Source organism: Stenotrophomonas genospecies 3 (genome assembly GCF_054473855.1).
The window spans coordinates 111,939-135,453 of record NZ_JBTMUR010000013.1 but is presented as its reverse complement, the minus strand read 5'-3'; the positions used below and the strand labels follow the sequence as shown (position 1 = coordinate 135,453).

Below are 23,515 nucleotides of genomic sequence, written 5' to 3'. Positions count from 1 at the left end.
GCACGCCATGCTCGACAAAGTCGTCATCGCCAACCGAGGGGAAATCGCGCTGCGCATCCTGCGCGCGTGCCACACCCTCGGCATCCGCACGGTGGCCGTGCATTCCACGGTCGACCGCAACCTCAAGCACGTGGCCATGGCCGACGAGTCGGTCTGCATCGGTCCGGCGCCGTCGCCGCAGAGCTACCTCAACATCCCGGCACTGATCGCCGCGGCGGAAGTCACCGACGCCCAGGCCATCCACCCGGGCTACGGCTTCCTGTCGGAGAACGCCGACTTCGCCGAGCGCGTGGAAGAGTCCGGTTTCATCTTCATCGGCCCCAAGGCCGACACCATCCGCATGATGGGTGACAAGGTCGAAGCCATCCGCGCGATGAAGTCCGCCGGCGTGCCGTGCGTGCCCGGCTCGGGCGGCCCGCTGGGCGAAGACATCGTCGCCAACACCAAGATCGCCCGTGAGATCGGCTACCCGGTCATCATCAAGGCGGCCGGTGGTGGCGGTGGCCGCGGCATGCGCGTAGTGCACGCCGAAGCCTCGCTGAAGACCTCGATCGAAACCACCAAGAGCGAGGCCAAGGCCGCGTTCGGCAATGGCGAGGTCTACATGGAGAAGTTCCTGGAGAACCCGCGCCACGTGGAAATCCAGGTACTGGCCGACGGCCAGGGCAACGCCATCCACCTGGGCGAGCGTGACTGCTCGATGCAGCGCCGCCACCAGAAGGTGGTGGAAGAAGCGCCGGCACCGGGCATCACTGCCGAGCAGCGCGAGCAGATCGGCAAGGTCTGCACCGAAGCCTGCGTACGCATCGGCTACCGTGGTGCCGGCACGTTCGAGTTCCTGTACGAGGACGGCCGCTTCTACTTCATCGAAATGAACACCCGCATCCAGGTGGAACATCCGGTCACCGAAATGGTCACCGGCATCGACCTGGTGGCCGAGCAGCTGAAGATCGCCGCCGGCCAGAAGCTGTCGATCAAGCAGAGCGACGTGGTGCTGACCGGCCATGCCATCGAATGCCGCATCAACGCCGAAGATGCGGAGACCTTCGTGCCGAGCCCGGGCACCATCACCGGCTTCCATCCGCCGGGCGGCCCCGGCGTGCGCGTGGACACCCACATCTACAGTGGCTACCGCGTGCCGTCGAACTACGACTCGATGATCGGCAAGCTGATCGTGCACGGCCCGGACCGCGAAACCGCCATTGCCCGCATGCGCGTGGCACTGAGCGAAATGGTGGTCGATGGCATCAAGACCAACGTCGCCCTGCAGCAGCGGATCATGCGCGACAAGGGCTTCCAGGCCGGTGGCCAGAACATCCACTACCTGGAAAAGCGCCTGGCCGAACGCAAGAACAAGCCGATCGCGCTGACCTGATCGGCGCCACGTGCTGGACATGAAAAGGGCGGGGATATCCCCGCCCTTTTCTGTTGCTGCAGCGCCGAGCCCATGCTCGGCTTGCCGGAAAGCTCAGCCGAGCGTGGGCTCGGCGCTACAGCAGGCGCATCAGCGCTTGTCGGCAGCTTCGGCCGGAATCTGCGAGTTCGCCAGCGGACGCACGCCATTGGGCGACGTCGGGTCGACGATCACCATGGTCTCGGTCGAACCATCCGGCCACACCACCTGGAAGGTGCTGCCCGCCGGCAGCGACGCGAACGGCATGCCGCTCTGCGCGCGATAGACCGCGGCCACCTGGCTGGCACCGGCACGGCGCACGTCTTCCTGCGCCTTCACCGTGGTCAGTTCCACCTTCGACAGATGCCGGTAGCGATCTTCATAGGTATCGATCATCAACAGGCCAACCGCGCCGGCCGAGTAGGCCACGAACAGGGCCACCCAGAACCAGAACTTGGCCCCGTGCAGGAATCGGCGGTAGTTCATTGCTCGTTCCTCTTTCCAACCAATCGCTTGATCCATTCCTTCATCTTCCCAGCGCCCTGCCGCGATACCGCAGCGTCATACACGAAATCCCGGAAATCCTGCGTACCATCCTGCGAACAGATCCCTCCGTTCGCACAAAAACTGTTGACCAGCACACTGTCTGCCCCACACGGTAGACCGAGTTCGCAGGCCGCAAGCCGCCATGCGAGTTCACTGAGCTGCTCGCCCGCCACCAGGCCGTTGAGCGCGCGGTCACCCGAGGCGCGCACGCCCATGCCCGGTGCGATCGCCATGAAGGCCTCCGGGTCGCGCGAGGTGCGCACCCGTTCAACCAGGTCACGGCGGTACTCGGGGCTGTCCTGCAGCGGTTCGCCCTCGGCGAACAACGCAGCCTCAGCAGCCAGATTGCCTTGTGCGGCCGCCTTGCGACGTTCGGACAGCACCAAGGCCGTGCCCAGCTTGTCGCCCGGCACGAAACCACCACAACGCTGCGCGACGCGTTCGCGCGCCTGCACCATCGCCGGTGCGGCGGTCAGGCCCAGCCCGGCCAGCACGTTGTTGTCCAAGCGGTAGCCACCCGGATCGACCGCGTACTGCGCGCAGTAGTCATAGACACGGCTGAGCATCCAGCGCGCCTCGTGGTTGCCTTCGTCCGCCTGGGCACGCAACCGCTGAGCATAGGCATACAGGTCGGTGGCGTCTTCGATATCGGCGCGGAGATCCAGGGGCAGCCCGGACGGCAATGCGTTGCCACGCTCGAAGGGTGCCAGGCGGCGCGCGAGCGCCTCCGGCATCACCGGCAGCGGCGCCGCACTGTCAGCGGCCGCGACCGCACCTGCCAGATCCGCCGACGCTACCGAAGACGTCGCCACATGGCCGCTGGCCCGATAGCCGGCCACGCCCAGCACGGCCACAGCCGGCAGTACGAGCAACCAGGTTTTCAGGGTCGGAGCGAAGGCCATCGGCGGCGGTAGGCGATGCGGCGCATAGGAAAGCACGAAGTTTAGCAAGGCCCGACGGGCCTGTCTGAACGGGCTTCGTTCATCTCGGAGCGGCATCTCAGGCAATACGGAGACGCCCCGATGGTCTAGCATGGCCCCCTTTCCCGCGATTGCCCCCACCACCATGCCGTTCCTGGAACTGACCCTGCGCTGCACCGAAGCCACCCAACCCCGCTATGAAAATGCGCTGGAGGACGTTGGTGCACTGGCCGTGACCCTGCTCGATGCCGAGGCCGATACCAGCAACGAACAGGCCATTCTCGAACCGGGCGTGGGCGAGACCCCGCTGTGGGACACGCTGGTGCTGAGCGCGCTGTTCCCCGCCGACAGCAACGCGCTGTTGCTGCTGGCCGCACTGGAATCCTTCGATCCGGAGCTGGACTGGAGCAGCGGCAGCTTCCGCGCGGTCGAGGATGAAGACTGGGAACGTGCCTGGCTCGACCAGTTCCAGCCGATGGACTTCGGCAGCCGTACCTGGATCGTGCCGTGGAACCATGAACTGCCCGATGCCGCACAGGCCGCCGATGCCGCCGTGGTGCGGTTGGACCCGGGCCTGGCGTTCGGTTCGGGCACCCACCCGACCACCGCACTGTGCCTGCGCTGGCTGGACCAGTTGGCGGTCGATGGCCTGCTGCAGGGCCAGCGCGTGCTCGACTTCGGTTGCGGCTCGGGAATCCTCGCACTGGCCGCGCTGAAGCTGGGCGCCGCCGAAGCCATCGGCGTGGACAACGATCCGCAGGCCCTGGTCGCCACCGCCGACAATGCCGAGCGCAACGGCGAGCAGGCCCGCATGCATGTGTACCTGCCGCAGGACGAACTGGTCGCGACCTATCCGATCGTGGTCGCCAACATCCTCGCCTCGGCGCTGGATGCGCTGGCCGAACTGCTGGCTGCGCGCGTTGCTGCCGGTGGCCGCATCGCCCTGTCCGGCATCCTGCATGGCCAGGAAGGCGAACTGCTGCAGCGCTACGCAGCATGGTTCGACGATCTGCAGGCCACCCAGGATGGCGACTGGATGCGCATCACCGGCGTGCGCCGCGCCTGATCGTGGTTGAATGACCGCTGGATCCGAGCCCGCGCCCTGAGCATGTCCGAGCCGAACCCACCGCGCCGTCCCCTGGCCACCTTCCTGCGCACGACGCCGGAGGGTGAGCCTGCGCCTGCGACCGATGCGCGCATGCAGGACGAAGCCCGGCACGCAACGCCTGTGGAGCAGATGCAGGCCGAGCCCATCGACCTGGCACGCCCACCGGCGACAGAGATGCGACACGACGATGACGTTGTCATCGTTGATGAAGCAGCGGCCATCGAACCGGCGCCGGTCGCGGTGCAGGCAACGGCGGTCGCCAGTGATGCCCCCAGCTTCCTCGGCAGCGCGCGCACGCGCACGCTGCCAACACCCCGCTGGCACTGGCTGCTGGTCGCCGGGCTGGCATTGCTGCTGGTACTGCAGAGCGTACTGGCCGACCGCGCGCGGCTGGCCGCCGACGCCGGCAACCGCGCATGGCTGGGCACGCTGTGCGGCGTGCTGCGCTGCAGCCTGCCTGCCTGGCACGAGCCCACTGCGTTCACCATGACCAGCCGCGAGATCCGCCCCCTGCCGGGCCAGGCCGGTGTGCTGCAGGTGCAGGCCAGCATCCGCAATGATGCGCGCTGGGCACAGGCGTGGCCGGACCTGCGGTTGTCATTGTCCGATGCCGATGGCCGGGTGATCGGCAGCGGCGTGTTCACGCCCGCGCAGTACCTGGGCGAGAACCCCGGTGCAGCCCTGCTGGAACCGGGCCAGAGCGCGCGCGTCGCCTTCCGGTTGCAGGAGCCCGCTGCGTCCACCGTCGCATTCACCTTCGACTTCCTCTGACCGGGGAGAGGCGACCAGCCGTGGCAGGCCGGGCACGCTCGCGCTAGACTGGCCGCCACCACCTCGTCCGGCCGCGCGCTCCGCGCGCACGGGCCAACCGAATCGGGAACCCCCTTGAACGCTGTCCTTTCTCGTCCTGACAACAGTCGTGGCGCTCCCCGGCCACCGCTGCGTGAACACGTCGCCCAGTCCGTGCGCCGCTACCTGCGTGACCTTGATGGCTGCGATGCGGACGATGTCTACGAGATCGTGCTGCGCGAGATGGAGATTCCGCTGTTCGTGGAAGTGCTCAACCACTGCGAAGGCAACCAGAGCCGCGCCGCCGCGATGCTGGGCATCCACCGTGCCACCCTGCGCAAGAAGCTGAAGGAATACGGCATCAGCGCGTAAGCGCGCACGAGGGTAGTGCCGGCCGCTGGCCGGCAACCCCATGAACGATGGCAGGATGTTGCAGTTGCCGACCAGCGGCCGGCACTACCGGTAGATCCACGCCATGCGTGGATGAAGGCCCGGCAGAATCAACCGCCCCCGCCCGCCAGTAGATCCACGCCATGCGTGGATGGAAGCCGGCAGAATCAACCGCCGCCGCCCGCCTTCCAGTAGTACCGCACCACATGGAAGAACACCGGCGCGGCGAAGCACACCGAGTCCAGCCGGTCGAGCATGCCGCCATGGCCCTCGATCATGTGGCCCCAGTCCTTGATGCCACGATCGCGCTTGATCGCCGACATCACCAGGCCGCCCCAGAACCCCATCAGGTTGATCAGCAGCGACAGGCCGAACGCCTGCAGCGGCGTGAACGGGGTGATCCACCATAGTGCCGCACCCAGCGCACTGGCACTCAGCACACCGCCCACGAAGCCCTCCACCGTCTTCGACGGCGACAGCTTCGGCGCAATCAGATGCCTGCCCAGCAGCTTGCCCCAGATGTACTGCAGCACGTCCGAAGACTGCACCACGATCACCAGGAAGGCGAACAGCAGCACGTTGCGCGACGGGTCATGGCCGGGCACGTGCAGGTTCAGCAGCAGCGGCACATGCGAGATGCAGAACACGCAGATCATCAACCCCCACTGCACCTTCGCGGTCCGCTCCAGGTAGTGCGTGGTATCACCGCCAATGGTCGACAGGATCGGCAGGAACAGGAACGCATAGACCGGAATCAGCAGCGTGTACATGCCGTACCAGTCGATCCAGACCAGGTAGTACTGCCACGGCAGCACGATGTAGAACGCGGCCAGCAGCGCGTAGTAGTCGCCCGAGCGGGTCGGCGCCAGGGTGATGAACTCGCGCAGTGCGAACAGCGAGATGATCGCGAACAGCACGATCACCCCGGCACGACCGAAGAACAGCGCCAGCCCGACCACGATCGCCATCACCCACCACGCGCGGATGCGCGAGACCAGGTTGGCGATCACCGCGCTGGGCTGCCCACGCTGGCGCCAGCGCAATGTCTCGGCCACCAGCGTGGCCAGCACCAGCACCGCACCCACGCCAGCAAACAGCAGGCCGGTCTGCTGGCCGACACTCTGCGTGGCCAGGTCGCCGGACACTTCGATCAGGAAGCTCATGCCCTGCCCCCGTTCGGCGCCAGGTCCAGCAGCGCCTGCCGGCTGCGGGCCAGGAAGGCCGCCTTGTCCTCGTCGGCCTGCAGCCGCAGCGGCGTACCGAAGGTGGCCGTGCACAGCAGCGGCAGCGGCAGGAACCGGCCCTTGGGCATCACCCGCTTCAGGTTGTCGATCCACACCGGCACGAATTCCAGCTCCGGCCGTTGCCGTGCCAGGTGATAGATGCCGCTCTTGAACGGCAGCAGCGGCTCATCGCCCACGTTGCGGGTACCTTCCGGAAACAGGATCAGCGAGCAGTCTTCGTCCACCGCGTCACGCAGGGCCTGCAGCGGATCCTGCTGGCGATGGCCGGCCTCGCGCTCGACCAGCACGCCGTTGAACACCGCATCGATCAGGTAGCGACGCAGGCCGTCGCGCTGCCAGTATTCGGCCGCGGCAACTGGCCGCACCTGGCGCCGCAACGCTGGCGGCATCGACGACCAGATCAGCACGAAGTCGCCATGGCTGGCGTGGTTGCCGTAGTACACACGGCGCTCGCTGGACGGCGCGCAACCGATCCACAGCGCGCGGGCGCCGGTAACTACATGGATCGCGCCACTGCAGGCGCGCGCAATCAATTCAGCGAACATCGGTCCCTCCGGTTCACGTCTGCGGCCACAACACGGCCAGCACCAGCAGCGCACCCTGCACGCCTGTCAGCAGGTACTGCCGCAGCAGCAGGCGACGCATGCCTGCCCAGCGCAGGTCCCAGCCGCGCAGCGGCGCATCGGACGATACGCGGCGCAAGCCGCTGTCATGCAGCACCTGATCGATACGGCGCGCGGCGGCTTCGCCGTCCAGGCCTTCATTACGCAGCAGCTGCAGCAGACTCGCGTCCAGACCAACCCGCCATGCCTGGTAAGCCTGCGCGAGGCCCGCGGCAACACTGAGCAGCAACAGGCCGGCGGCAATCATCGCCAGGCCAGGTTCGGTGCCGAGCAGCAGCAGCGCCACCAGCAGCAGGCCCAGCGACAGGCCGGCCGGCCAACGGCCCTGCCGCAGCAGCAGCTGCATGGTCACCAGATCGGGAACGGTACTCACGTGCGTGCTCCCGCTGCAGCAGTGATGGCATGCAGATGCGCCGCGCCCAGCACGACGCCCGGACGTGCCGTGCGCACGATCGCCACCGCGGCATCGGTATCGGTGGCACGACCACTGCGCAGCAGCCAGGCCGCCACACTGGCAGCACTGCGCGAATAGCCCAGCGCGCAACACACCAGCAACGGTCCATGCGCACGCAGCCGCTCGATGACCTCGGCCGCCTCGCGCAACTGGTGCGGCGTGGGCACCACCAGGTCCAGCATCGGCACGCTGGCATACGCCGCGCCCGGTGCACGACAGGACAGTTCGGCACAGGCATCGACCACGCCGACCAAGGGTGCCGGCAATGCAGCGCAGGGAACACGCCCCAGCCATACACCGTCCATCACCGGCACCGGCTGCGGCGCACGCCGCGTCCACAGCCGCGAATTGATCCAGGCCGCACCCAGGTACGGCGCCAGCAACCAGCGTGCCGCCATGGTCAGGCGACCATCGGCACGCTTCTGGAACACCGCCGTACCGAGCCCCGCATACGCCAACGCCACCAGCAGCAGCGATACCACCGGCCACAGCAGCCACAACGCCGCGCCACGCAGAAGCACCACCGGCACCAGCAATGCAGCGGCCCCCAGCAGGTACAGCGCTGCCAGGCGCCAACGTCTGGCGTCACGCGCGGTGCGCCAGGCACGCAAGGGTGGCGTGCCCTGCTCCGGCCACAGCCACACGCACAGCCAACCGGCCAGCAGGCCGGTCGGGATATCGATGAAATGATGCTGGAAGGTGGTCAGCACCGAGACGCCGATCAGCAGCGCCCACACATGCAGTACCCAACGCCACACCCCATGCAGGTACTGCGCGAATTTCACCCACAGCACGATCAGCAACACGATGTGCAGTGATGGCGCCTGGTTGAACGGTTTGTCGAAGCCCAGCAGCACATCGAACAACCAACCGAACACACCGCCGATCTCCGGCCGCTCGAAACTGAAGCGCAGTGGCCACAGCAGGAAGCAGGTCACCGCGATCAACTGTGCACTGAACAACCGCAACGCATGCCGGTCCAGCTCCAACCGTTGCCGGCACAGGAAGAAGGAAACCGCATAGAACAGATCGATCGACCAGTACGGCACGATCGTCCACGGTACGAACGGAATCTGCGTTTCCCATCCGAACGCCATCACCGGCAGTTCGGCATGGCGGCCAGCCATCCAGTTGGCGAAGCCATAGCTGGCGAAGAAAAATGGGCCCAGCAGGGCCAGCCACAACAGGGCGCGCCGCCAGGGGCGCCCCTCTGCGGCCAGCGGGGATGCGGCGAGCGTCGCCATCACGCGGTCCGGCGCGCCAGCGACACCGTGAAGATGCCGAAGTCGTCGATACGCTGCGCCACCTTCTCGAACCCGGCCAGGCGCACCAGCTCGTCCATTTCCTGCTGGGTACGGCGGCGCATCACCCACGCGGCGCCGCCACGGTGGCTGGTCAGTGCGCGTGCGATGAACTCCAGCTGCGGGTGCCACGGCTGGCCGGTATAGGCCAGGTAGCCGCCCGCCGGCACCGTCGCAGCAATGCCCTGCAGCGAGCGCAGCACCGCATCGTTGTCGGGGAACAGTTCGTACAGGCCCGATACCACCGCCAGCGTCGGTGCTGGATCGACCTTGGCCAGCTGTGCCGGGTCGAACGCATCACCCTGCTCGAAGCGCGCGATGTCGGCCGCCCCCAGGCGCTCGATCAAGGCCTGACCCTGGGTGACGTTCAGATCACTGAAGTCGCGCAGCACGATGCGCTCGGCGCGCTGTTCGCCCTGGCCCAGCGCTTCCAGCACGTAGCGGCCATGGCCGGCGGCCACGTCCAGCACGCGCACCGGCGTGCCCTGCCCGCGCAGGCGCTGGGCAGCGTCGCGCAGCAGTTCCTGCAGGTGCTGGCCGCGAATGCGGATGCCGCGCCAGCCGATCGCATCCAGATAGTTGCGATCGACCATGCGCCCCAACGGGCCCTTGCCGCGCGCCTCATCGCGATAGATGTAGTCGAGCGTGCTGCCCGAATCGAATCCGGTCTGCAGACCCAGCGCGATGCCTTCGGACAACGTTCCGCCGAAGCGCAGGCCGCCACGTACCACGCGCCAGCGCAGGTCGGCCAGGCTGTTGCGTTCCGGTGGCCAGGCCAGGATCTCCGATTCTTCGAAAGTCGGCCCATGGCGGTGCGCATCGCGCCGCGACAGTTCGCGCAGCGGCTCGGCGAAACGTGCCTGGATGAAACTGCGGATACGCGCCAGCGCCGGCGCCCGATCGCGCTCGCCCAGCGTGTCGTGGAAGAAGCCCGGCAGATGCACGCGCTCCTTGATCGGGCTGGACAGGCGCTCGTAGAAGCGGTCCTGCGGGCCACGGTGCACCACGAAATCCGAGCCGGACACCAGCAGCTGCACCGGCACGCTGATCGCCTGCGCATCGGCGACGATGCGGTCGGCCGCTTCGTACAGGCCCAGCAGCACGCGCACCGAGATCGGCCGGGTGATCAGCGGATCGGTGCGGTAGCTTTCCACCCGCGCCGGATCGTGGGTCAGCCACTGCGGCTTGACGTAGCTGTTGACGAAGAAATTGCCGCGCAGCTTCTGCATCAAGGCCAGGCCCGGGCGTGCGAACGGCACGTACAGCTTCACCTTGAACGCCGGCGAAGCCATCACCAGCGCGCGCAGGCGCGGCGCGTAGTCGTGCACCCAGGTGGCGGCGACCACCGCCCCCACGCTCTGTGCGATCACCACGATGTCTTCCACCGCGATGCCATGCTCGGCGCCGATGTGGGCGATGAAGCTGTCCAGATCACGCACCAGCGCCGGGAAGCCCGGGGCATCGCCACGTGCGCCGGGCGAACAGCCATTACCGCGTGCATCCCAGGCGAAGAAGGCGGTGTCGGGCAGGTCCAGCTCATCGACCAGGTGGGTGACCCGGCCAGAATGTTCATGGCCGCGATGCAGCAGCACGACAGCCTTGGTGGCTGGGGTCGCGGTGGTGCTCGCCCAGTACCGGTAGAACAGCGGTACCTGGTCGAAGCTGTGGAATTCCCGTTCCTGCGCCTGACGCATGCAATCTCCTGATTGTCTTTTTGTATCTGCTTGATTAATTCGGCGAAACCGCCGCTTCCCGCAGTCCGCGACGGACGCGATTGATCATCGTCAGCACGCACAGCACCGCCATGGCCGCGGCCACGCCAGTGACAGTCATCGCAGCCCCCCAGCCGAACGCCAGCAGCAGGCCCAGCACGCCGATGACGAACGCGCGGTCGCTCTTGCCCATCGGGCCGTCATAGCGGCGGCTGGCACCGACCATCAGCCCCAGCACCCCGGTGTACTCGCTCAGGGCCGCCGTCCAGGCCAGCAGCCACAGCGCTTCCGGGCGCACGCCCGGCACGCTGAGCAGGCTCAGGTACAGCGCCGCGTCGGCGATCACATCGCACAGCTCGTTCAGATAGGCGCCCAGCCTCGACTGCTGGCCGAACTCGCGGGCCAGCATGCCGTCCACCGCGTTGAGTGCCATGCGCAGCAGCATCCACAGCGGCAGCAGCAGGTACAGCAGGGGCTGGGCCGGCGCGCAGCACCACACGGCGGCAGCCACCAGCAGCGAGACCACGGCGGCGGCCACGGTCACCGTATTGGCGGTGATCCCCATGCGGTACAGGCCGCGTACGGCCGGACGCAACAGGTCCTGGAAACGTCCTTTCAATGCATAGATCGACACGATCTGTACCTGCTGATCCTTGGCAGTCCGGGCACAGCCTACCCGATCGGGGCGATGCCGCCCCATCGGATTGCTTGCAGTCTGCAACCAACCGGGCTGTGCCGAAGGGGGCCGCAGGCCCGCGCCGGCAGCCGATTTCGCCCGGCGGCGCCCGCCACCGGCCCCCACCGCCTACAATATCGGCCCCGCTCCGCTGCCGATTCTGTCCCATGACTGCTGATCTGTTGCCCGTCCGCCGGGCCCTCCTCTCCGTTTCCGACAAGACCGGCCTGGCCGAGCTGGCCACCGCGCTGGCTGCACGCGGCGTGGAGCTGCTGTCCACCGGCGGCACCGCCAAGGCCATTCGCGACATGGGCCTGGCCGTGAAGGACGTGGCCGACGTCACCGGCTTCCCGGAAATGATGGATGGCCGGGTCAAGACCCTGCACCCGATGGTGCACGGCGGCCTGCTGGGCCGTTCGGGCCTGGATGATGCGGTGATGGCCGAGCACGGCATCGGCGCCATCGACCTGCTGGTGCTGAACCTGTACCCGTTCGAGTCGGTCACCGCCAAGGCCGATTGCACCCTGGCCGACGCGGTCGAGAACATCGACATCGGCGGCCCGGCCATGCTGCGCTCGGCGGCCAAGAACTTCGCCCGCGTGGCGGTGTCCACCGATCCGTCGCAGTACGCCGAGCTGCTGGCCTCGCTGGAGGCCAACAACGGCCAGCTGTCGGCTGCCACCCGCTTCGCGTTCTCGGTGGCCGCGTTCAACCGCGTCGCCCAGTACGACGCCGCGATCAGCAACTACCTGTCGGCGGTCACCGCCACCGACGCTGCGGTGCCGGCGCGTACCGAGTACCCGGCACAGATGAACTCCACCTTCGTGAAGGTGATGGACCTGCGCTACGGCGAGAACCCGCACCAGAGCGGCGCGTTCTACCGCGACCTGTATCCGGTGCCGGGCACGCTGGCCACCTTCCAGCAGCTGCAGGGCAAGGAACTGAGCTACAACAACCTGGCCGATGCCGACGCGGCGTGGGAATGCGTGCGCCAGTTCGATGCGCCGGCCTGCGTCATCGTCAAGCACGCCAACCCGTGCGGCGTGGCCGTCGGTGCCGGCAACGGCGATGCCTACGAGCTGGCCTACGCCACCGACCCGACCAGCGCCTTCGGCGGCATCATTGCCTTCAACAAACCGCTGGACGCCGCCACCGCCAAGGTGATTCTGGACCGCCAGTTCGTCGAAGTGCTGATCGCCCCGGACTACGAGCCGGCCGCGCTGGAATACGCGCAGAAGAAGGCCAACGTGCGCGTGCTGCGCATCCCGCACGGCGATGGCCTGAACAACTTCGACAGCAAGCGCGTCGGCTCGGGCCTGCTGCTGCAGTCCTCGGACAACCGCGGCATGACCCGCGACGAACTGAAGGTGGTCAGCAAGCTGGCGCCGACCGACAAGCAGTTCACCGACCTGCTGTTCGCCTGGAAGGTGGCCAAGTTCGTGAAATCCAACGCGATCGTCTATGCCAAGGACAACCGCACCATTGGTGTCGGTGCCGGCCAGATGAGCCGCGTGTACTCGGCCCGCATCGCCGGCATCAAGGCCGCCGATGCGAACCTGGTGGTCGAGGGCTCGGTGATGGCCTCCGATGCGTTCTTCCCGTTCCGCGACGGCATCGATGCCGCTGCCGCCGCCGGCATCAAGGCGGTCATCCAGCCGGGCGGTTCGATGCGCGATGCCGAAGTGATCGCCGCCGCCGACGAACATGGCCTGGCCATGGTGTTCACCGGCGTGCGCCACTTCCGCCACTGATCCTGGAGCGACACGGATGTCCACAGTTTCAATGAAATCGCTGGCCGCCCTCGCCCTCGCGGGCGCGGCCATGCTGGCCGGCTGCAAGCCTGCTGTCGAGCCCAGCGCGAGCCCGAAGGCAGATGCGCCTGCGATGGCCCCCGCCTCACCGGCGCAGCATGTCAGCCGCACCGCTCGACTGCAGGCGTTCCTGGTCCAGCGCTACGGCAGCAACGCCACGCTCTCCGCTGAATGGCGCGGCAGCTGGACCGACGATGGCGATACCCATGCGGTGGACTGGCAGGTCTGCGCGGAACAACCGGTGGTGAGCGGGGACAGCTGGCAGCAGTTGTTGGCCGTGTGCGGTGCGCTGGTCGATGGCGCGCACATCGACCCGGGAACCATCGAGTTCTTTGTGCTGCGCCCCAAGGGCGATGGCTTCGAGGTGACCAGCGAACTGACCGGCGAGCGCTTCGGTAGCGGCGGCCAGCCCGGCACCGCCAGCATCATCCGCGCCGGCAGTGACTTCTATGGTTTCCGCGTCGAGGACGGCTGGTTCGGGCAGGGCTTCTCGCTGCTCTCGCAGTCGCTGATCCTGCCGGGCCCGAACGGCCTGGTGGCCAGTGGCAGCGTGCGCAGCCATATCGACAATGACGCCCAGTACGAGTGCGACACGGTCGACGCCAGTACCGACCCGGACACCGCCAATGACTGCCGCACCCGCCGCTTCAGCATCGATTTCGCCCTGCGTTTCGACGACAGCGACCGCAGCGCGCGGGTCTGGCCGCTGCTGATCGACGAAACCGGCACCACCTGCGGTGGCAAGCAGGTCCGGCAGCAACACCGCTTCACCCTGGACCCGAAGACCTGGGCCTATTCCTTCCCCGAATCGCTGCGACGCGAAGGCTGCGAGTGAACCACGCGCGCCGCCGGGGATATCGATCTTCCCTTCCCACGCAATCTGGAATCTCGTGATGAACGTACTTGTCATCGGCTCTGGCGGCCGCGAACACGCCCTGGCATGGAAGCTGGCCCAGTCCTCCCGTGTCACCGAAGTGATCGTGGCGCCCGGCAACGCCGGCACTGCCAGCGAAGACAAGTGCCGCAACGTGGCGGTCAAGGTCACCGATATCGACGGCCTGCTGGCGCTGGCACAGGCCGAAGGCGTGGCGCTGACCGTGGTCGGCCCGGAAGTACCGCTGGTGGCCGGTGTGGTCGACCGCTTCCGCGCTGCTGGCCTGCGTATCTTCGGGCCGACCGCCGCTGCCGCGCAGCTGGAAGGCAGCAAGGCCTACGCCAAGGACTTCCTGGCCCGCCACGACATCCCCACCGCGTTCTACGCCGTGCACACCGACGTGGACGCCGCGCTGGCCTACATCCGCGAGAAGGGCGCACCGATCGTGGTCAAGGCCGATGGCCTGGCCGCCGGCAAGGGCGTGATCGTGGCGATGACCCAGGTCGAAGCCGAAGACGCTGTGCGTGACATGCTCTCGGGCAACGCGTTCGGCGATGCCGGTGCCCGCGTGGTGATCGAGGAATTCCTCGACGGCGAGGAAGCCAGCTTCATTTCGATGGTGGACGGCGTGCATGCGCTGCCGATGGCCACCTCGCAGGACCACAAGCGCGTCGGCGACGGCGATACCGGCCCGAATACCGGCGGCATGGGCGCCTATTCGCCGGCCCCGGTGGTCACCCCGGAGGTGCACGCCCGCGTGATGCGCGAGGTAGTGAACCCGACCGTGCAGGGCATGATCGCCGACGGCATCCCGTTCACCGGCTTCCTCTATGCCGGCCTGATGATCGATGCCAGCGGCGCGCCGAAGGTGATCGAATTCAACGTGCGCTTCGGCGATCCGGAAACCCAGCCGGTGATGCTGCGCCTGCAGTCGGATCTGGTGGAGCTGGTGGAAGCCGCCATCGATGGCCGGCTGGATCAGGTGGAAGCACACTGGGATCCGCGCCCGTCGCTGGGCGTGGTGCTGGCCGCGAAGCCCTACCCGGAAGCACCGATCACCGGTGACGTGATTTCCGGCCTGGATGATGTGCCGGCCAGTGCCAAGGTGTTCCATGCCGGTACGGCATTGGATGCGCAGGACCAGGTCGTCAGCGCCGGCGGCCGCGTTCTGTGCGTGGCCGCACTGGGCGACAGCGTGCGCGACGCGCAGGCGAATGCGTATGCAGGCGTGGCCAAGGTGACCTGGGCCAATGAGTTCCACCGCAACGACATCGGCTGGCGGGCGATCGCACGCGAGGGGTGAGGTCCGGCGCCGCAGCCACGCATGGCGTGGCTCTACAGGCGCCACACCGCCGGGGTGGATCCACGCCATGCGTGGATTGAACACCACGGAAAGGCAAAGGCCCGTCAGAACCGGGCCTTTGCTTTACAGGACTGCTTCGAGTCCCTTCCGATCAATCAGGTTAAGCAACTTCAGTGACGGTCCGCTGGGCTTCTTCTCGCCCTGTTCCCAGCTGCGTACGGTGGAAACGCTGGTATTGAGAACTCCAGCAAACACCGGCTGACTGAGCTGCAATGACGCACGCAGGGCACGGATCTGGGCACTGCTGTATTCAGGGACCGGCTCAAGGCAAAGCGCTTCGTAGCTGCTCAACCGACGTTTATCGATGAAGCCATGTGCGTGCAGACTCACAGCCGCATCATGCACCGCCTCAAGAAGCGCACTTTTCGCGCGCCGTCGCTCAGAGGTCTTCGTCATGGCTGATCTCCTGTAGATCCCCGTACTCCACGGCACGATTCAGCTGCGCCGTACTCATTTTCAAGAACTCCGATGCGTACAGCTGCAGCGCATCGCGTTCCGCATTCGTGATTGCAGCACGTTCATTCTTCTCGTAGCCGAAAAGGAAGAACCAATGCCCGCCTCGCTGTGTTGCGACGATGGTTCGAGCGCTTCCGCGCTTTCCTCGCCCCGGCAAGGCAACGCGCTTCTTGAAGATTCCGCCGCTCAGCATCCACCAGACCCGCTTCCATTTCACGTACCGACCGGTACAGCGCAGCATCGGACAGGGTGGTCCTGCGCATGCTGCGATTGAAACTTCGGGTGCGGAAAACGCGTGGGATGATCTTACCGTGCCACCTGGTGGTACGGCGTGAACATCAGGATCCAGCGCATGACCCGGTCGGCGCAACCACCGCCCCGGCGTCAGAGTAGAGCCACGCCATGCGTGGATGAGAACGCCACCAAAAAGAAAAGGCCCGGCAATGCCGGGCCTTTTCATTGCTTCAACGCCATCCCGCCTTACGCGGTGAACAGCGCCTTCATCTTCTTCAGCGCGTTCGCTTCAACCTGGCGGATGCGCTCGGCCGATACGCCGTACTCGTCAGCCAGTTCCTGCAGCGTCACCTTGCTGTCGGCATCCAGCCAGCGACGGCGGATGATGTCGCGCGAACGGGCATCCAGCTCGGCCAGGCCTTCGCGCAGCAGCTGCATCTGGTTGTCTTCGCTGTCGGCACGCTCGTAGGCCATCGACGGGTCTTCGTCGTTGGCGACCAGGAACGCAGCCGGAGACGGCGGCGCGTGTTCGTTGTCCTCGTCGGTCGGCGCATCGAAACCGATATCGCGACCGGACAGGCGCGACTCCATTTCCATGACCTCGCGCTCGGACACGTTCAGGTCCTTGGCCACCGCGCTCACTTCGGCCGCGTTCATCCAGCCCAGGCGCGTCTTCGACTTGCGCAGGTTGAAGAACAGCTTGCGCTGCGCCTTGGTGGTGGCGACCTTCACGATGCGCCAGTTCTTCAGGATGAACTCGTGCATCTCGGCACGGATCCAGTGCACGGCGAAGGACACCAGGCGCACGCCCATTTCGGGGTCGAAGCGCTTGACCGCCTTCATCAGGCCGATGTTGCCTTCCTGGATCAGGTCGCCCAGGGCGAGGCCGTAGCCGTTGTAGCCGCGGGCCACGTGCACCACGAAGCGCAGGTGCGAATGCACCAGTTCGCGCGCGGCGTCCAGATCGTTGCCGTCGCGGAAGCGACGGGCCAGGTCCTGTTCGTCATCGACCGACAGCACCGGGATCTGGTGCACGGCACCGATGTAGGCGTCCAGCGAACCGAGCGCACTGGGAATCGGGAGATTGTTTGCCACAAGGGCAGTAGAGGTGTTCTGGCTCATAGGCACCCATCTTAGCAGTCCGGGATTTGGACTGCTAAAGGAGGAAAAAGTTCCAGCATCCTATTGATGCAACACTGGTCCCAAACAGAGCCCTACCGTAGCGCGATTTGATGACAGTGGCGAGCGCGCTTTTCGGGATTCACAATCCCTTGGAATTCAAGCAATTACCTACCGGAAACCGGCCGATTCCGGTCAAGCGGAGCTGAACGGGTAGGCCTGGAGGCGCATTCAGGGGCGGGGATGTTGCCAGATGTTCAGCCCCGCGCGCCACAGGCTCGATGTTTTACTACTAAAAAACCCGTTGACAGCCATGCGGCAGCATGCTCCGATGCATCAACTAATTCATACGTAGATGCGCATGGCCCGCCCCGCCTCCCAGACTCCCACCCCGGCCGAGCAGGCCATCCTCGACATCCTCTGGGACAAGGGCGAAGCCTCCGTGCGCGAAGTGGCCGATGTGCTCGGCGAACACAAGCCGGTTGCGTACACCACGGTGCTGACCATGTTCAACGTGCTGGCGAAGAAAGGCTTTGTCAGTCATCGCCAGGAAGGTCGCGCCTACATCTATCACGCCACGCTCAGCCGCGAGCAGGCCCGCCGGCAAGCGCTCGACCATCTGCTGCATCAGTTCTTCGACGGCTCACCAAACGTGTTGGCACAGCACCTGGTGGACGAACGCGAAATCGACCGCAACGAACTGCAGGCACTGCAGCAGCGCATCAGCGATGCCAGGGCCGGGAGGAAGGAATGAACCTCATCGACATGGCGATGGCACTGGGCCTTCGGCAGTTGCTGTTGTCTGCCGTTGTGCTGCTGCCCGCGCTGTGGCTGGCACGGCGGCGGGCCCTCAGTGCCGAACAGCGCTCCTGGCTGCTGACCGCCGCGATGGCAGCAGCCCTGCTGTTGCCGCTCAGCGCCTTCCTGCCGGGCTGGTCGACCACCCTGCCTGCACCGGCACCGCCCGCCGCCGCGTTCCACCCCCTGCCCGGCGAAGGCGCAACGGCGGGAGAGGCCATCTTCGAAGCTGGACGGCAGCCCGACATCTATTACGTCGAACTACCGAAGACCCTGCCGACAGTGCTTGCAGTGGTGTGGCTGCTGGGCACCCTGTGGCTGGGCATGCGCCTGCTGGACGCGATGCTGCACGCGCGCCGGCTGCGGCGGCTGGCACAACCGGCGTCCGCCGGACTGCGCGCGGCCCTGGCCGACATCGTGCCCGCCCACGTGACGATCGCCACCTGCGCCGTCGACGGGCCGATGGTGGTCGGCCTGTGGCGCCCGCAGATCCTGCTGCCCCGCCCCTTGCTGGCACGGCTGGACAACAACGTGCTGCGCGACATCGTCCGCCACGAGGTTGCACACCTGCATCGACGCGATCTGTGGACAAGCACGCTGCTGCGGGCGGGAACAGCACTGTTCTGGTGGAATCCACTCCTGCACCTTGCCCAGGCACGCCTGGCGCTACTGCGCGAAATGGCCTGTGATGCACGCGCTGCGATGCAGGCACGCGAACCGCTGGACTATGCAGGCTCGCTGCTGGCCGGTATCGAACAGCTTCAGGCCCTGCGCGAAGAGGCGCCGACGCTTGCACTGGGCATGTTCAGTGCACGCAGCCAGCTGGCGCAGCGCATCGACCAACTGCTGGACGCCCCGTCGTACGCCCCTCGGCGCCGCAGTCTGTTGATGCTGGGCCTGCTGCTTCTGCTGGCCTGCGTCGGCACCGCGGTGGCTGTCTCACCACGACTGGCCTCACCAGCGGCCAGCACCTCCGATACGCGCGTCAACACTCTGCTCCAGGCCGCCAGCACGCATGACCTCGCGCAGGTCCACGCGTTGGCGGTGGCGGGCGTCGATCTCGATGCGCGCGTGCTCGGCGATGGCACGGCGCTGATCCAGGCCATCCGCGCACGCGATCCGGTGATGGTCGACGCCCTGCTGCAGCTGGGAGCCGACCCTGATCGCGCTGCGCTGGGCGAAGGCAATCCGTTGATCGTCGCCTCCGCGCTGGGCCTGCAACCCATCGTCGAGCAGCTGGTGCAGGCCGGTGCAGACGTCAACCGGGTCGTGACCTATGACGAGACGCCGCTGATCAATGCCTCGCGCGAAGGGCATCTGGTCACCGTGCAGTACCTGCTCGCGCACGGCGCCGATATCAACCTGGGGGTGGAAGCCGACGGCTGGCTGGGCCGCTGGCGGACACCGTTGAACCAGGCCGGCACCGCGGCCGTACGCGATTACCTGCTGACGCAGGGCGCCCGCCGCGAACGACGCTGACTCCGCCGCCGCATCGCCTTCTGCGCTGCGGCGGCAACCTGTTCCACCCGCAACGATCGGACGCGGCAGGCGTGCGTGGCAACGCCTGCGCCGATCCCAACCCTCTTCCACTCCCGCAAGGATGTCGATGATGAACCGCCTGTTGCTGTGTTCGCTGCTGGTCTGCCTGACCCCGTTCCACGTGATGGCCACTGACGCCAGCGCAGAAGACGCCGCGCGCTTTGCCCAGGCAATGGCCCACGGCCTGCGCCCCAGCACCGCGCAGCTGGGCGCGGCGCTGCCGCAGTGGTCGATCGAGGAACGCCTTGCCCATTACAAGGTGCCGGGTGCCGCCGTTGCGGTGATCCGCGATGGCAAGGTGGTGTACGCCGCCGGGTACGGCCTGCGCCAGGCAGGCACGCGCGACGCGGTGGATGCCGATACCGTGTTCTCGGTGGGCTCGGTCAGCAAGATGGGCGCTGCGGCGACCACCCTGAAGCTGGTTGCTGCCGGCAAGGTCTCGCTGGAGGAGAACATCGATCCCCGCCTGCACCGCTGGCATGTGCCTGCCGATGCGCAGGGACTGCACCCGCCGATCAACCTGCGCATGCTGCTCTCGCACACCGCCGGCTTCAACGTGCATGGCTTCCAGGACTACCAGCCCGCCGAGCGCTTGCCGACCCTGCTGCAGACACTGGATGGACTGGCGCCTGCAAAGAATGAACCGATACGCCTGATCCACGCACCCGGCCAGCAGGTCGACTATTCCGGTGGCGGCTACACGGTGGTGCAGCTGGCGATCGAAGACCTGACGGGCAGAGCATTCGCTGACGTCGCACGTCGCGAGGTGTTCGCGCCACTGGGCATGTCCCGCAGCACGTACCAGAACCCCTTGCCTGCCGGCTACGGCAACGTTGCCCATGCGCACGACAACAAAGGCCTGCCGGAGGCCCTGCCACGCGGCTGGCAGAGCTTTCCGGAACAGGCGGCGTCCGGGCTGTGGACCAGCGCCAACGACATGGGCCTGTTCGTCGCGGCCCTGCTGCGCAGCATCCGCACGAAGGATGGATGGCTGCCGCAGTCATTGGCCCTGCAGATGGTCAGCGAAGTGGCGCCGGCCGGTCGTGGCCTGGGACCGGAGCTGGCCGGCACCGGTGCCAGTCGCCGCTTCTTCCACAATGGCAGCAATGACAGCTATCACGCCGGCATCGAAGGCTACCCGGAGAGCGGCGATGGATTCGTCATCCTGACCAATGGCGACAACGGCCCCGCGCTGCGTGGGGAGATCCGCAATGCCCTGTCCGATGCGCTCGGCCACAACGCCAAGCCGGTCATCCGCACGCTGGATCCTGCATTGCTGGCGGAGGGCTATCCGCGCTTCAGCGGTCGCTTCGTACTCGATGACACCCTGCCCATGGATCTGCGCAGCGGCCTGGCCGATTGGTTCGACGTCACGACCCTGGACGTGCAGGCGGTCGATGCTGGACTGCAGTTGCGCCTGCCCGGGCGTGATGCACCGGTCGCGCTGCAGGCGCTGACGCCCGTCCGCTTCCTGGCAGGCAGTGCGGGGGCGGAACTGCTGTTCCATCGCGGCGGCGATGGCACCGTGCAGGCGTTGAGCGTGATCGCCGAAGGCGCGCGTGCCTACTACCGGCGCGCGGATCCCGCACCAGCAGCGAGCCACTGATCCATCGCTGGCGGCGCCGGGCCCCTGCCCGGCCCGCTCAGAGCGCCGAACGCGGCGGCAGCGACCAGTCGATCGGGGCCTGGCCGCGGCGCTGCAGGTACTCGTTGGCCATCGAGAAATGCTGGCAGCCCAGGAAGCCGCGGTGGGCCGACAGTGGCGACGGGTGCGGCGACTTCAGCACACGGTGGCGGCGAGTGTCGATGACCTTGCCCTTCTTCTGCGCGTACGCGCCCCAGAGCATGAACACCAGGCCGTCGCGTTCGCGGTTGAGCACATCCACCACGTGGTCGGTGAAACCTTCCCAGCCACGCCCCTGGTGGGCACCGGCCTGGCCCTCTTCCACCGTCAGCACGGCATTGAGCAGCAGCACACCGCGCTGCGCCCACGGGATCAGGCAGCCATGGTCCGGACGCGGGATACCGAGATCGCTCTCGATCTCCTTGTAGATGTTCAGCAGCGACGGCGGCACCGGCACTCCGGGCGCCACCGAGAAGCTCAGCCCATGCGCCTGACCGCGGCCGTGGTACGGGTCCTGGCCGAGGATCACCACCTTCACCTGCTCGAACGGCGTGGCATCGAACGCAGCGAAGATCTGCGGGCCGGGCGGGAACACCGCCGCACCGCTGGCCTTGCGCTGGCGCAGGAAGCTGGACAGCTCGCGCATCTGCGGCTGCATCAGGTAATCGCCGACATGCTGCTTCCAGCTCGGCTCGAGCTGGATCGTCGGGGTGCCGGCTACTTCATCAATCATCACGCCACTTCATCGAATCAGGGGTCCATCGTTCAACCGGGCCAGGCGCAGCTGGAACAGCACCTTGGTGACCAGCAGGCGCTCTTCGATCGGCTTGAGCACCAGGTCGTTGGCACCGGACTGCAGCAGCCCGGTCTGGTTGTGCGGGTTGCCATCGCCGGTCATCACCAGCACCGGCAGGCGACGCTTGCCGTAGCCGAAGTCCACGCGCACGCGCTGCACCACGTCGCGACCGCTCAGTTCGCCCTTCAGGGTGACGTCGGTCAGCACCAGGTCGATGCGGTGGCGACTGCGGCCCAGCGACTCGGCAGTGAGCAGGGTGAACGCCTCTTCGGCGCTGACCACGTGCAGCACGTTCAACTGCTGGCGTTCCAGCATGCGCTTGGTAGCCTCGGCGACCACGCGGCTGTCCTCGATATAGAGGATGGTGGCGCCGGGAATGGTCTGCGGCTGCACGTAGCCGCGGATGAAGGTCGCCAGTGCCTCGTGGCCCAGCGCCTTGTCGAAATAGTCGGTGACGTACTCGGTGAAGCGGCGCTGCTCCAGATGCTGCTGGGCATCGCCGGAGACCACGATCACCGGCACATAGGCCTGGCCTGCGGCTTCGCGGACCATCCGCGCCAGTGCCAGGCCGTCGCCATCACGCAGGGTCAGCGAGGTGGTCACCAGATCCACCGGGCCCTGCGCCAGCGCCAGCTGCGCATCCTCGATGCTGTCGCAGCCGATCACTTCCACGCCCGGCAGGTCGCGCTGCAGGACGTCGGCGATCAGTTTGCGGACCAGCTTTGACCCATCGACCACCATCACCCGCGTCGCGGGCCCTTCAAGGTGCTTCAGCGCTTGCGGTTGCATGCCGGTCTCAGGTGTCGGTCGGGCGGGTCTGGCGAAGGAAATGGCCGGTCACCAGCCACGCGCCCAGCCAGCCCAGCAGCAGTGTGCCGAGCAGGACCAGGCTGCCATGCAGCAGGTCCAGGCCGTGCAGCACGAACGGGCTGCCGTAGCTGCGCGAGAGTTCGGCCAGCGGCACGCGCAAGGCAGCGCCGGCCGCAGCAATCAGGGCCAGCGCCACTGCGCCGGCACCCAGGCCATACCACGCGCCCAGGTACAGGAACGGGCGGCGGATGAAGCCATCACTGGCGCCGAGCAGCTGCAGCACGCCGATCTCTTCGCGGCGGGCCTGGATGTCCAGGCGCACGGTGTTGCCGACCACCAGCGCGGCGCCCACGCCGAGCAGCACCGACAGCACCTGCACCAGCCGCGCACCGAACGCGAGCCAGGCATCCAGGCGCTGGCGCCACAGCGCATCGTGCTGCACCAGGTCGGCCTCGGGCAGGCTTTCCAGCGCGCGCGCCAGGCGTGCGTCGTCCTTGCCCTGGCCCGGAGTGATCACCAGCAGCGAGGGCAGCGGGTTGTCGTTGAGTGCATCGATCGCCTCGCCGAGGCCGGCATCGCGCAGTTCCTGCAGGCCCTGCTCCGGCGTGCGCACGTTCACTTCGGCCACGTCATCGCGATCGCGCAGCTGGCCGGCCAGGCGCAGCGCGCCGGGACCATCGACGTTGCCCTTCAGGAACACGTTGATGTCGCGCGACTGCTGCACGCTGCCGGCGAACTGCTTGAGGTTGTCCAGCGCGATCGACAGGCCCAGCGGCAGGGCCAGCGCCAGCGCCATGACCATCACCGTCAGCAGGGTCGCCCACGGCTTGCGGCAGGCGCGGCCGAGGCTGAACACCACGCTGTGCACGTGGTGCTGGAACCAGACGCCCACACGCGACGGGGCGGCGGCTTCGCTGTTTTCGTTCTTCGCCATC

23 protein-coding genes and 1 pseudogene are annotated in these 23,515 nt (G+C 67.0%); 10 read left to right on the top strand and 14 right to left on the bottom strand.

Annotated elements, in window-relative coordinates:
* The first annotated feature begins 7 nt into the window (after positions 1–7).
* Positions 8–1,375: an acetyl-CoA carboxylase biotin carboxylase subunit gene (gene accC / locus ACX9OT_RS17475; protein ID WP_032129559.1), complete on the top strand. Its 1,368-nt coding sequence runs from the start codon at positions 8–10 to the stop codon at positions 1,373–1,375.
* A 129-nt stretch (positions 1,376–1,504) separates the two neighbouring features.
* On the opposite strand, the gene ACX9OT_RS17470 is transcribed toward accC, so the two are convergent.
* The gene (locus ACX9OT_RS17470; RefSeq protein ID WP_010481078.1) at positions 1,505–1,879 is read right to left on the bottom strand and encodes a hypothetical protein; all 375 of its coding nucleotides are present in this window, start codon (positions 1,877–1,879) and stop codon (positions 1,505–1,507) included.
* Positions 1,876–2,841: a hypothetical protein gene (locus ACX9OT_RS17465; protein WP_134951809.1), complete on the bottom strand. Its 966-nt coding sequence runs from the start codon at positions 2,839–2,841 to the stop codon at positions 1,876–1,878. The genes ACX9OT_RS17470 and ACX9OT_RS17465 overlap by 4 nt, the downstream gene beginning before the upstream one ends.
* Positions 2,842–3,004: 163 nt before the next feature.
* Between ACX9OT_RS17465 and prmA the strand changes: the two genes are divergently transcribed.
* The 3 genes from prmA to fis all read left to right on the top strand — a co-directional run bounded on the left by prmA (position 3,005) and on the right by fis (position 5,128).
* Positions 3,005–3,925 carry a 50S ribosomal protein L11 methyltransferase gene (gene prmA, locus ACX9OT_RS17460; protein ID WP_049401756.1) on the top strand — a complete coding sequence of 307 codons (921 nt, stop codon included), beginning with the start codon at positions 3,005–3,007 and terminating at the stop codon, positions 3,923–3,925.
* A gap of 42 nt (positions 3,926–3,967) precedes the next feature.
* Positions 3,968–4,738: a DUF3426 domain-containing protein gene (locus ACX9OT_RS17455; protein WP_049463284.1), complete on the top strand. Its 771-nt coding sequence runs from the start codon at positions 3,968–3,970 to the stop codon at positions 4,736–4,738.
* A 114-nt stretch (positions 4,739–4,852) separates the two neighbouring features.
* Positions 4,853–5,128: a DNA-binding transcriptional regulator Fis gene (gene fis / locus ACX9OT_RS17450; RefSeq protein ID WP_005419706.1), complete on the top strand. Its 276-nt coding sequence runs from the start codon at positions 4,853–4,855 to the stop codon at positions 5,126–5,128.
* 185 nt (positions 5,129–5,313) lie between these two features.
* Here fis and ACX9OT_RS17445 read toward each other — a convergent pair whose 3' ends face one another.
* From ACX9OT_RS17445 to ACX9OT_RS17420, 6 genes are read right to left on the bottom strand one after another with little or no spacing between them, the layout of a single operon-like run.
* On the bottom strand, positions 5,314–6,309 hold the full coding sequence (locus tag ACX9OT_RS17445; RefSeq protein ID WP_134952164.1) for a phosphatidate cytidylyltransferase: 996 nt from the start codon (positions 6,307–6,309) through the stop codon (positions 5,314–5,316).
* The gene (locus ACX9OT_RS17440; RefSeq protein WP_005411260.1) at positions 6,306–6,935 is read right to left on the bottom strand and encodes a lysophospholipid acyltransferase family protein; all 630 of its coding nucleotides are present in this window, start codon (positions 6,933–6,935) and stop codon (positions 6,306–6,308) included. The genes ACX9OT_RS17445 and ACX9OT_RS17440 overlap by 4 nt, the downstream gene beginning before the upstream one ends.
* Positions 6,936–6,948: 13 nt before the next feature.
* Positions 6,949–7,386 (bottom strand): hypothetical protein, encoded by a 438-nt coding sequence (locus tag ACX9OT_RS17435; RefSeq protein WP_277778239.1) that lies wholly within the window; start codon positions 7,384–7,386, stop codon positions 6,949–6,951.
* Positions 7,383–8,687 carry a phosphatase PAP2/dual specificity phosphatase family protein gene (locus ACX9OT_RS17430; RefSeq protein WP_277778307.1) on the bottom strand — a complete coding sequence of 435 codons (1,305 nt, stop codon included), beginning with the start codon at positions 8,685–8,687 and terminating at the stop codon, positions 7,383–7,385. Before ACX9OT_RS17430 ends, ACX9OT_RS17435 begins: the two co-directional genes overlap by 4 nt.
* 23 nt (positions 8,688–8,710) lie before the next feature.
* Entirely contained in the window at positions 8,711–10,462 is a 1,752-nt protein-coding gene (locus ACX9OT_RS17425; RefSeq protein ID WP_277778238.1) for a bifunctional alpha/beta hydrolase/class I SAM-dependent methyltransferase, read from the bottom strand.
* A gap of 34 nt (positions 10,463–10,496) precedes the next feature.
* Positions 10,497–11,114, bottom strand: coding sequence for a CDP-alcohol phosphatidyltransferase family protein (locus ACX9OT_RS17420; protein WP_071229372.1), 618 nt, complete (start codon positions 11,112–11,114; stop codon positions 10,497–10,499).
* Between the two features lie 209 nt (positions 11,115–11,323).
* Between ACX9OT_RS17420 and purH the strand changes: the two genes are divergently transcribed.
* Genes purH through purD form a run of 3 tightly spaced genes read left to right on the top strand, consistent with a single transcriptional unit; the run spans position 11,324 to position 15,144 of the window.
* Positions 11,324–12,907, top strand: a complete 1,584-nt coding sequence (gene purH / locus ACX9OT_RS17415) for a bifunctional phosphoribosylaminoimidazolecarboxamide formyltransferase/IMP cyclohydrolase (RefSeq protein ID WP_049463288.1) — start codon at positions 11,324–11,326, stop codon at positions 12,905–12,907.
* A 16-nt stretch (positions 12,908–12,923) separates the two neighbouring features.
* Positions 12,924–13,802 (top strand): hypothetical protein, encoded by an 879-nt coding sequence (locus ACX9OT_RS17410; RefSeq protein WP_071229356.1) that lies wholly within the window; start codon positions 12,924–12,926, stop codon positions 13,800–13,802.
* A 58-nt stretch (positions 13,803–13,860) separates the two neighbouring features.
* Positions 13,861–15,144: a phosphoribosylamine--glycine ligase gene (gene purD, locus ACX9OT_RS17405; RefSeq protein WP_049463290.1), complete on the top strand. Its 1,284-nt coding sequence runs from the start codon at positions 13,861–13,863 to the stop codon at positions 15,142–15,144.
* A 123-nt stretch (positions 15,145–15,267) separates the two neighbouring features.
* Here the strand turns inward: purD and ACX9OT_RS17400 are convergent, their stop codons facing one another.
* The 3 genes and pseudogenes from ACX9OT_RS17400 to rpoH all read right to left on the bottom strand — a co-directional run bounded on the left by ACX9OT_RS17400 (position 15,268) and on the right by rpoH (position 17,016).
* The gene (locus tag ACX9OT_RS17400; RefSeq protein WP_049401752.1) at positions 15,268–15,600 is read right to left on the bottom strand and encodes a helix-turn-helix domain-containing protein; all 333 of its coding nucleotides are present in this window, start codon (positions 15,598–15,600) and stop codon (positions 15,268–15,270) included.
* Positions 15,584–15,923 (bottom strand): annotated as a pseudogene (locus ACX9OT_RS17395) (type II toxin-antitoxin system RelE/ParE family toxin). The gene ACX9OT_RS17400 and the pseudogene ACX9OT_RS17395 overlap by 17 nt, the downstream one beginning before the upstream one ends.
* Before the next feature lie 217 nt (positions 15,924–16,140).
* Positions 16,141–17,016 (bottom strand): RNA polymerase sigma factor RpoH, encoded by an 876-nt coding sequence (gene rpoH, locus ACX9OT_RS17390; RefSeq protein ID WP_049428989.1) that lies wholly within the window; start codon positions 17,014–17,016, stop codon positions 16,141–16,143.
* A gap of 358 nt (positions 17,017–17,374) precedes the next feature.
* Here rpoH and ACX9OT_RS17385 point away from each other — a divergent pair, with 358 nt between their 5' ends.
* The 3 genes from ACX9OT_RS17385 to ACX9OT_RS17375 all read left to right on the top strand — a co-directional run bounded on the left by ACX9OT_RS17385 (position 17,375) and on the right by ACX9OT_RS17375 (position 20,956).
* A complete protein-coding gene (locus ACX9OT_RS17385) occupies positions 17,375–17,767 on the top strand; it encodes a BlaI/MecI/CopY family transcriptional regulator (protein ID WP_049463302.1) in 393 nt (130 codons plus the stop codon).
* Positions 17,764–19,290: a M56 family metallopeptidase gene (locus ACX9OT_RS17380; protein ID WP_049463291.1), complete on the top strand. Its 1,527-nt coding sequence runs from the start codon at positions 17,764–17,766 to the stop codon at positions 19,288–19,290. Before ACX9OT_RS17385 ends, ACX9OT_RS17380 begins: the two co-directional genes overlap by 4 nt.
* Positions 19,291–19,420: 130 nt before the next feature.
* Positions 19,421–20,956: a serine hydrolase domain-containing protein gene (locus tag ACX9OT_RS17375; protein WP_223224702.1), complete on the top strand. Its 1,536-nt coding sequence runs from the start codon at positions 19,421–19,423 to the stop codon at positions 20,954–20,956.
* Between the two features lie 37 nt (positions 20,957–20,993).
* On the opposite strand, the gene ung is transcribed toward ACX9OT_RS17375, so the two are convergent.
* Genes ung through ftsX form a run of 3 tightly spaced genes read right to left on the bottom strand, consistent with a single transcriptional unit; the run spans position 20,994 to position 23,514 of the window.
* Positions 20,994–21,707 (bottom strand): uracil-DNA glycosylase, encoded by a 714-nt coding sequence (gene ung, locus ACX9OT_RS17370; protein WP_049400766.1) that lies wholly within the window; start codon positions 21,705–21,707, stop codon positions 20,994–20,996.
* 9 nt (positions 21,708–21,716) lie between these two features.
* On the bottom strand, positions 21,717–22,559 hold the full coding sequence (locus ACX9OT_RS17365; RefSeq protein ID WP_032129540.1) for a response regulator: 843 nt from the start codon (positions 22,557–22,559) through the stop codon (positions 21,717–21,719).
* A gap of 7 nt (positions 22,560–22,566) precedes the next feature.
* Entirely contained in the window at positions 22,567–23,514 is a 948-nt protein-coding gene (gene ftsX / locus ACX9OT_RS17360; RefSeq protein WP_010481047.1) for a permease-like cell division protein FtsX, read from the bottom strand.
* Between the last annotated feature and the right edge of the window lies 1 nt (position 23,515).

Excerpts from the sequence above, each read along its gene's own strand:
- ACX9OT_RS17385 (WP_049463302.1), top strand. The coding sequence starts at position 17,375 with ATGGCCCGCCCCGCCTCCCAGACTCCCACCCCGGCCGAGCAGGCCATC.
- purH (WP_049463288.1), top strand. The coding sequence starts at position 11,324 with ATGACTGCTGATCTGTTGCCCGTCCGCCGGGCCCTCCTCTCCGTTTCC.
- ACX9OT_RS17425 (WP_277778238.1), bottom strand. The coding sequence starts at position 10,462 with ATGCGTCAGGCGCAGGAACGGGAATTCCACAGCTTCGACCAGGTACCG.
- accC (WP_032129559.1), top strand. The coding sequence starts at position 8 with ATGCTCGACAAAGTCGTCATCGCCAACCGAGGGGAAATCGCGCTGCGC.
- ACX9OT_RS17465 (WP_134951809.1), bottom strand. The coding sequence starts at position 2,841 with ATGGCCTTCGCTCCGACCCTGAAAACCTGGTTGCTCGTACTGCCGGCT.
- ftsX (WP_010481047.1), bottom strand. The coding sequence starts at position 23,514 with ATGGCGAAGAACGAAAACAGCGAAGCCGCCGCCCCGTCGCGTGTGGGC.
- ung (WP_049400766.1), bottom strand. The coding sequence starts at position 21,707 with ATGATTGATGAAGTAGCCGGCACCCCGACGATCCAGCTCGAGCCGAGC.
- ACX9OT_RS17410 (WP_071229356.1), top strand. The coding sequence starts at position 12,924 with ATGTCCACAGTTTCAATGAAATCGCTGGCCGCCCTCGCCCTCGCGGGC.
- ACX9OT_RS17365 (WP_032129540.1), bottom strand. The coding sequence starts at position 22,559 with ATGCAACCGCAAGCGCTGAAGCACCTTGAAGGGCCCGCGACGCGGGTG.
- rpoH (WP_049428989.1), bottom strand. The coding sequence starts at position 17,016 with ATGAGCCAGAACACCTCTACTGCCCTTGTGGCAAACAATCTCCCGATT.
- ACX9OT_RS17380 (WP_049463291.1), top strand. The coding sequence starts at position 17,764 with ATGAACCTCATCGACATGGCGATGGCACTGGGCCTTCGGCAGTTGCTG.
- ACX9OT_RS17440 (WP_005411260.1), bottom strand. The coding sequence starts at position 6,935 with ATGTTCGCTGAATTGATTGCGCGCGCCTGCAGTGGCGCGATCCATGTA.
- prmA (WP_049401756.1), top strand. The coding sequence starts at position 3,005 with ATGCCGTTCCTGGAACTGACCCTGCGCTGCACCGAAGCCACCCAACCC.
- purD (WP_049463290.1), top strand. The coding sequence starts at position 13,861 with ATGAACGTACTTGTCATCGGCTCTGGCGGCCGCGAACACGCCCTGGCA.
- ACX9OT_RS17400 (WP_049401752.1), bottom strand. The coding sequence starts at position 15,600 with ATGACGAAGACCTCTGAGCGACGGCGCGCGAAAAGTGCGCTTCTTGAG.
- ACX9OT_RS17375 (WP_223224702.1), top strand. The coding sequence starts at position 19,421 with ATGAACCGCCTGTTGCTGTGTTCGCTGCTGGTCTGCCTGACCCCGTTC.
- ACX9OT_RS17455 (WP_049463284.1), top strand. The coding sequence starts at position 3,968 with ATGTCCGAGCCGAACCCACCGCGCCGTCCCCTGGCCACCTTCCTGCGC.
- ACX9OT_RS17445 (WP_134952164.1), bottom strand. The coding sequence starts at position 6,309 with ATGAGCTTCCTGATCGAAGTGTCCGGCGACCTGGCCACGCAGAGTGTC.
- ACX9OT_RS17470 (WP_010481078.1), bottom strand. The coding sequence starts at position 1,879 with ATGAACTACCGCCGATTCCTGCACGGGGCCAAGTTCTGGTTCTGGGTG.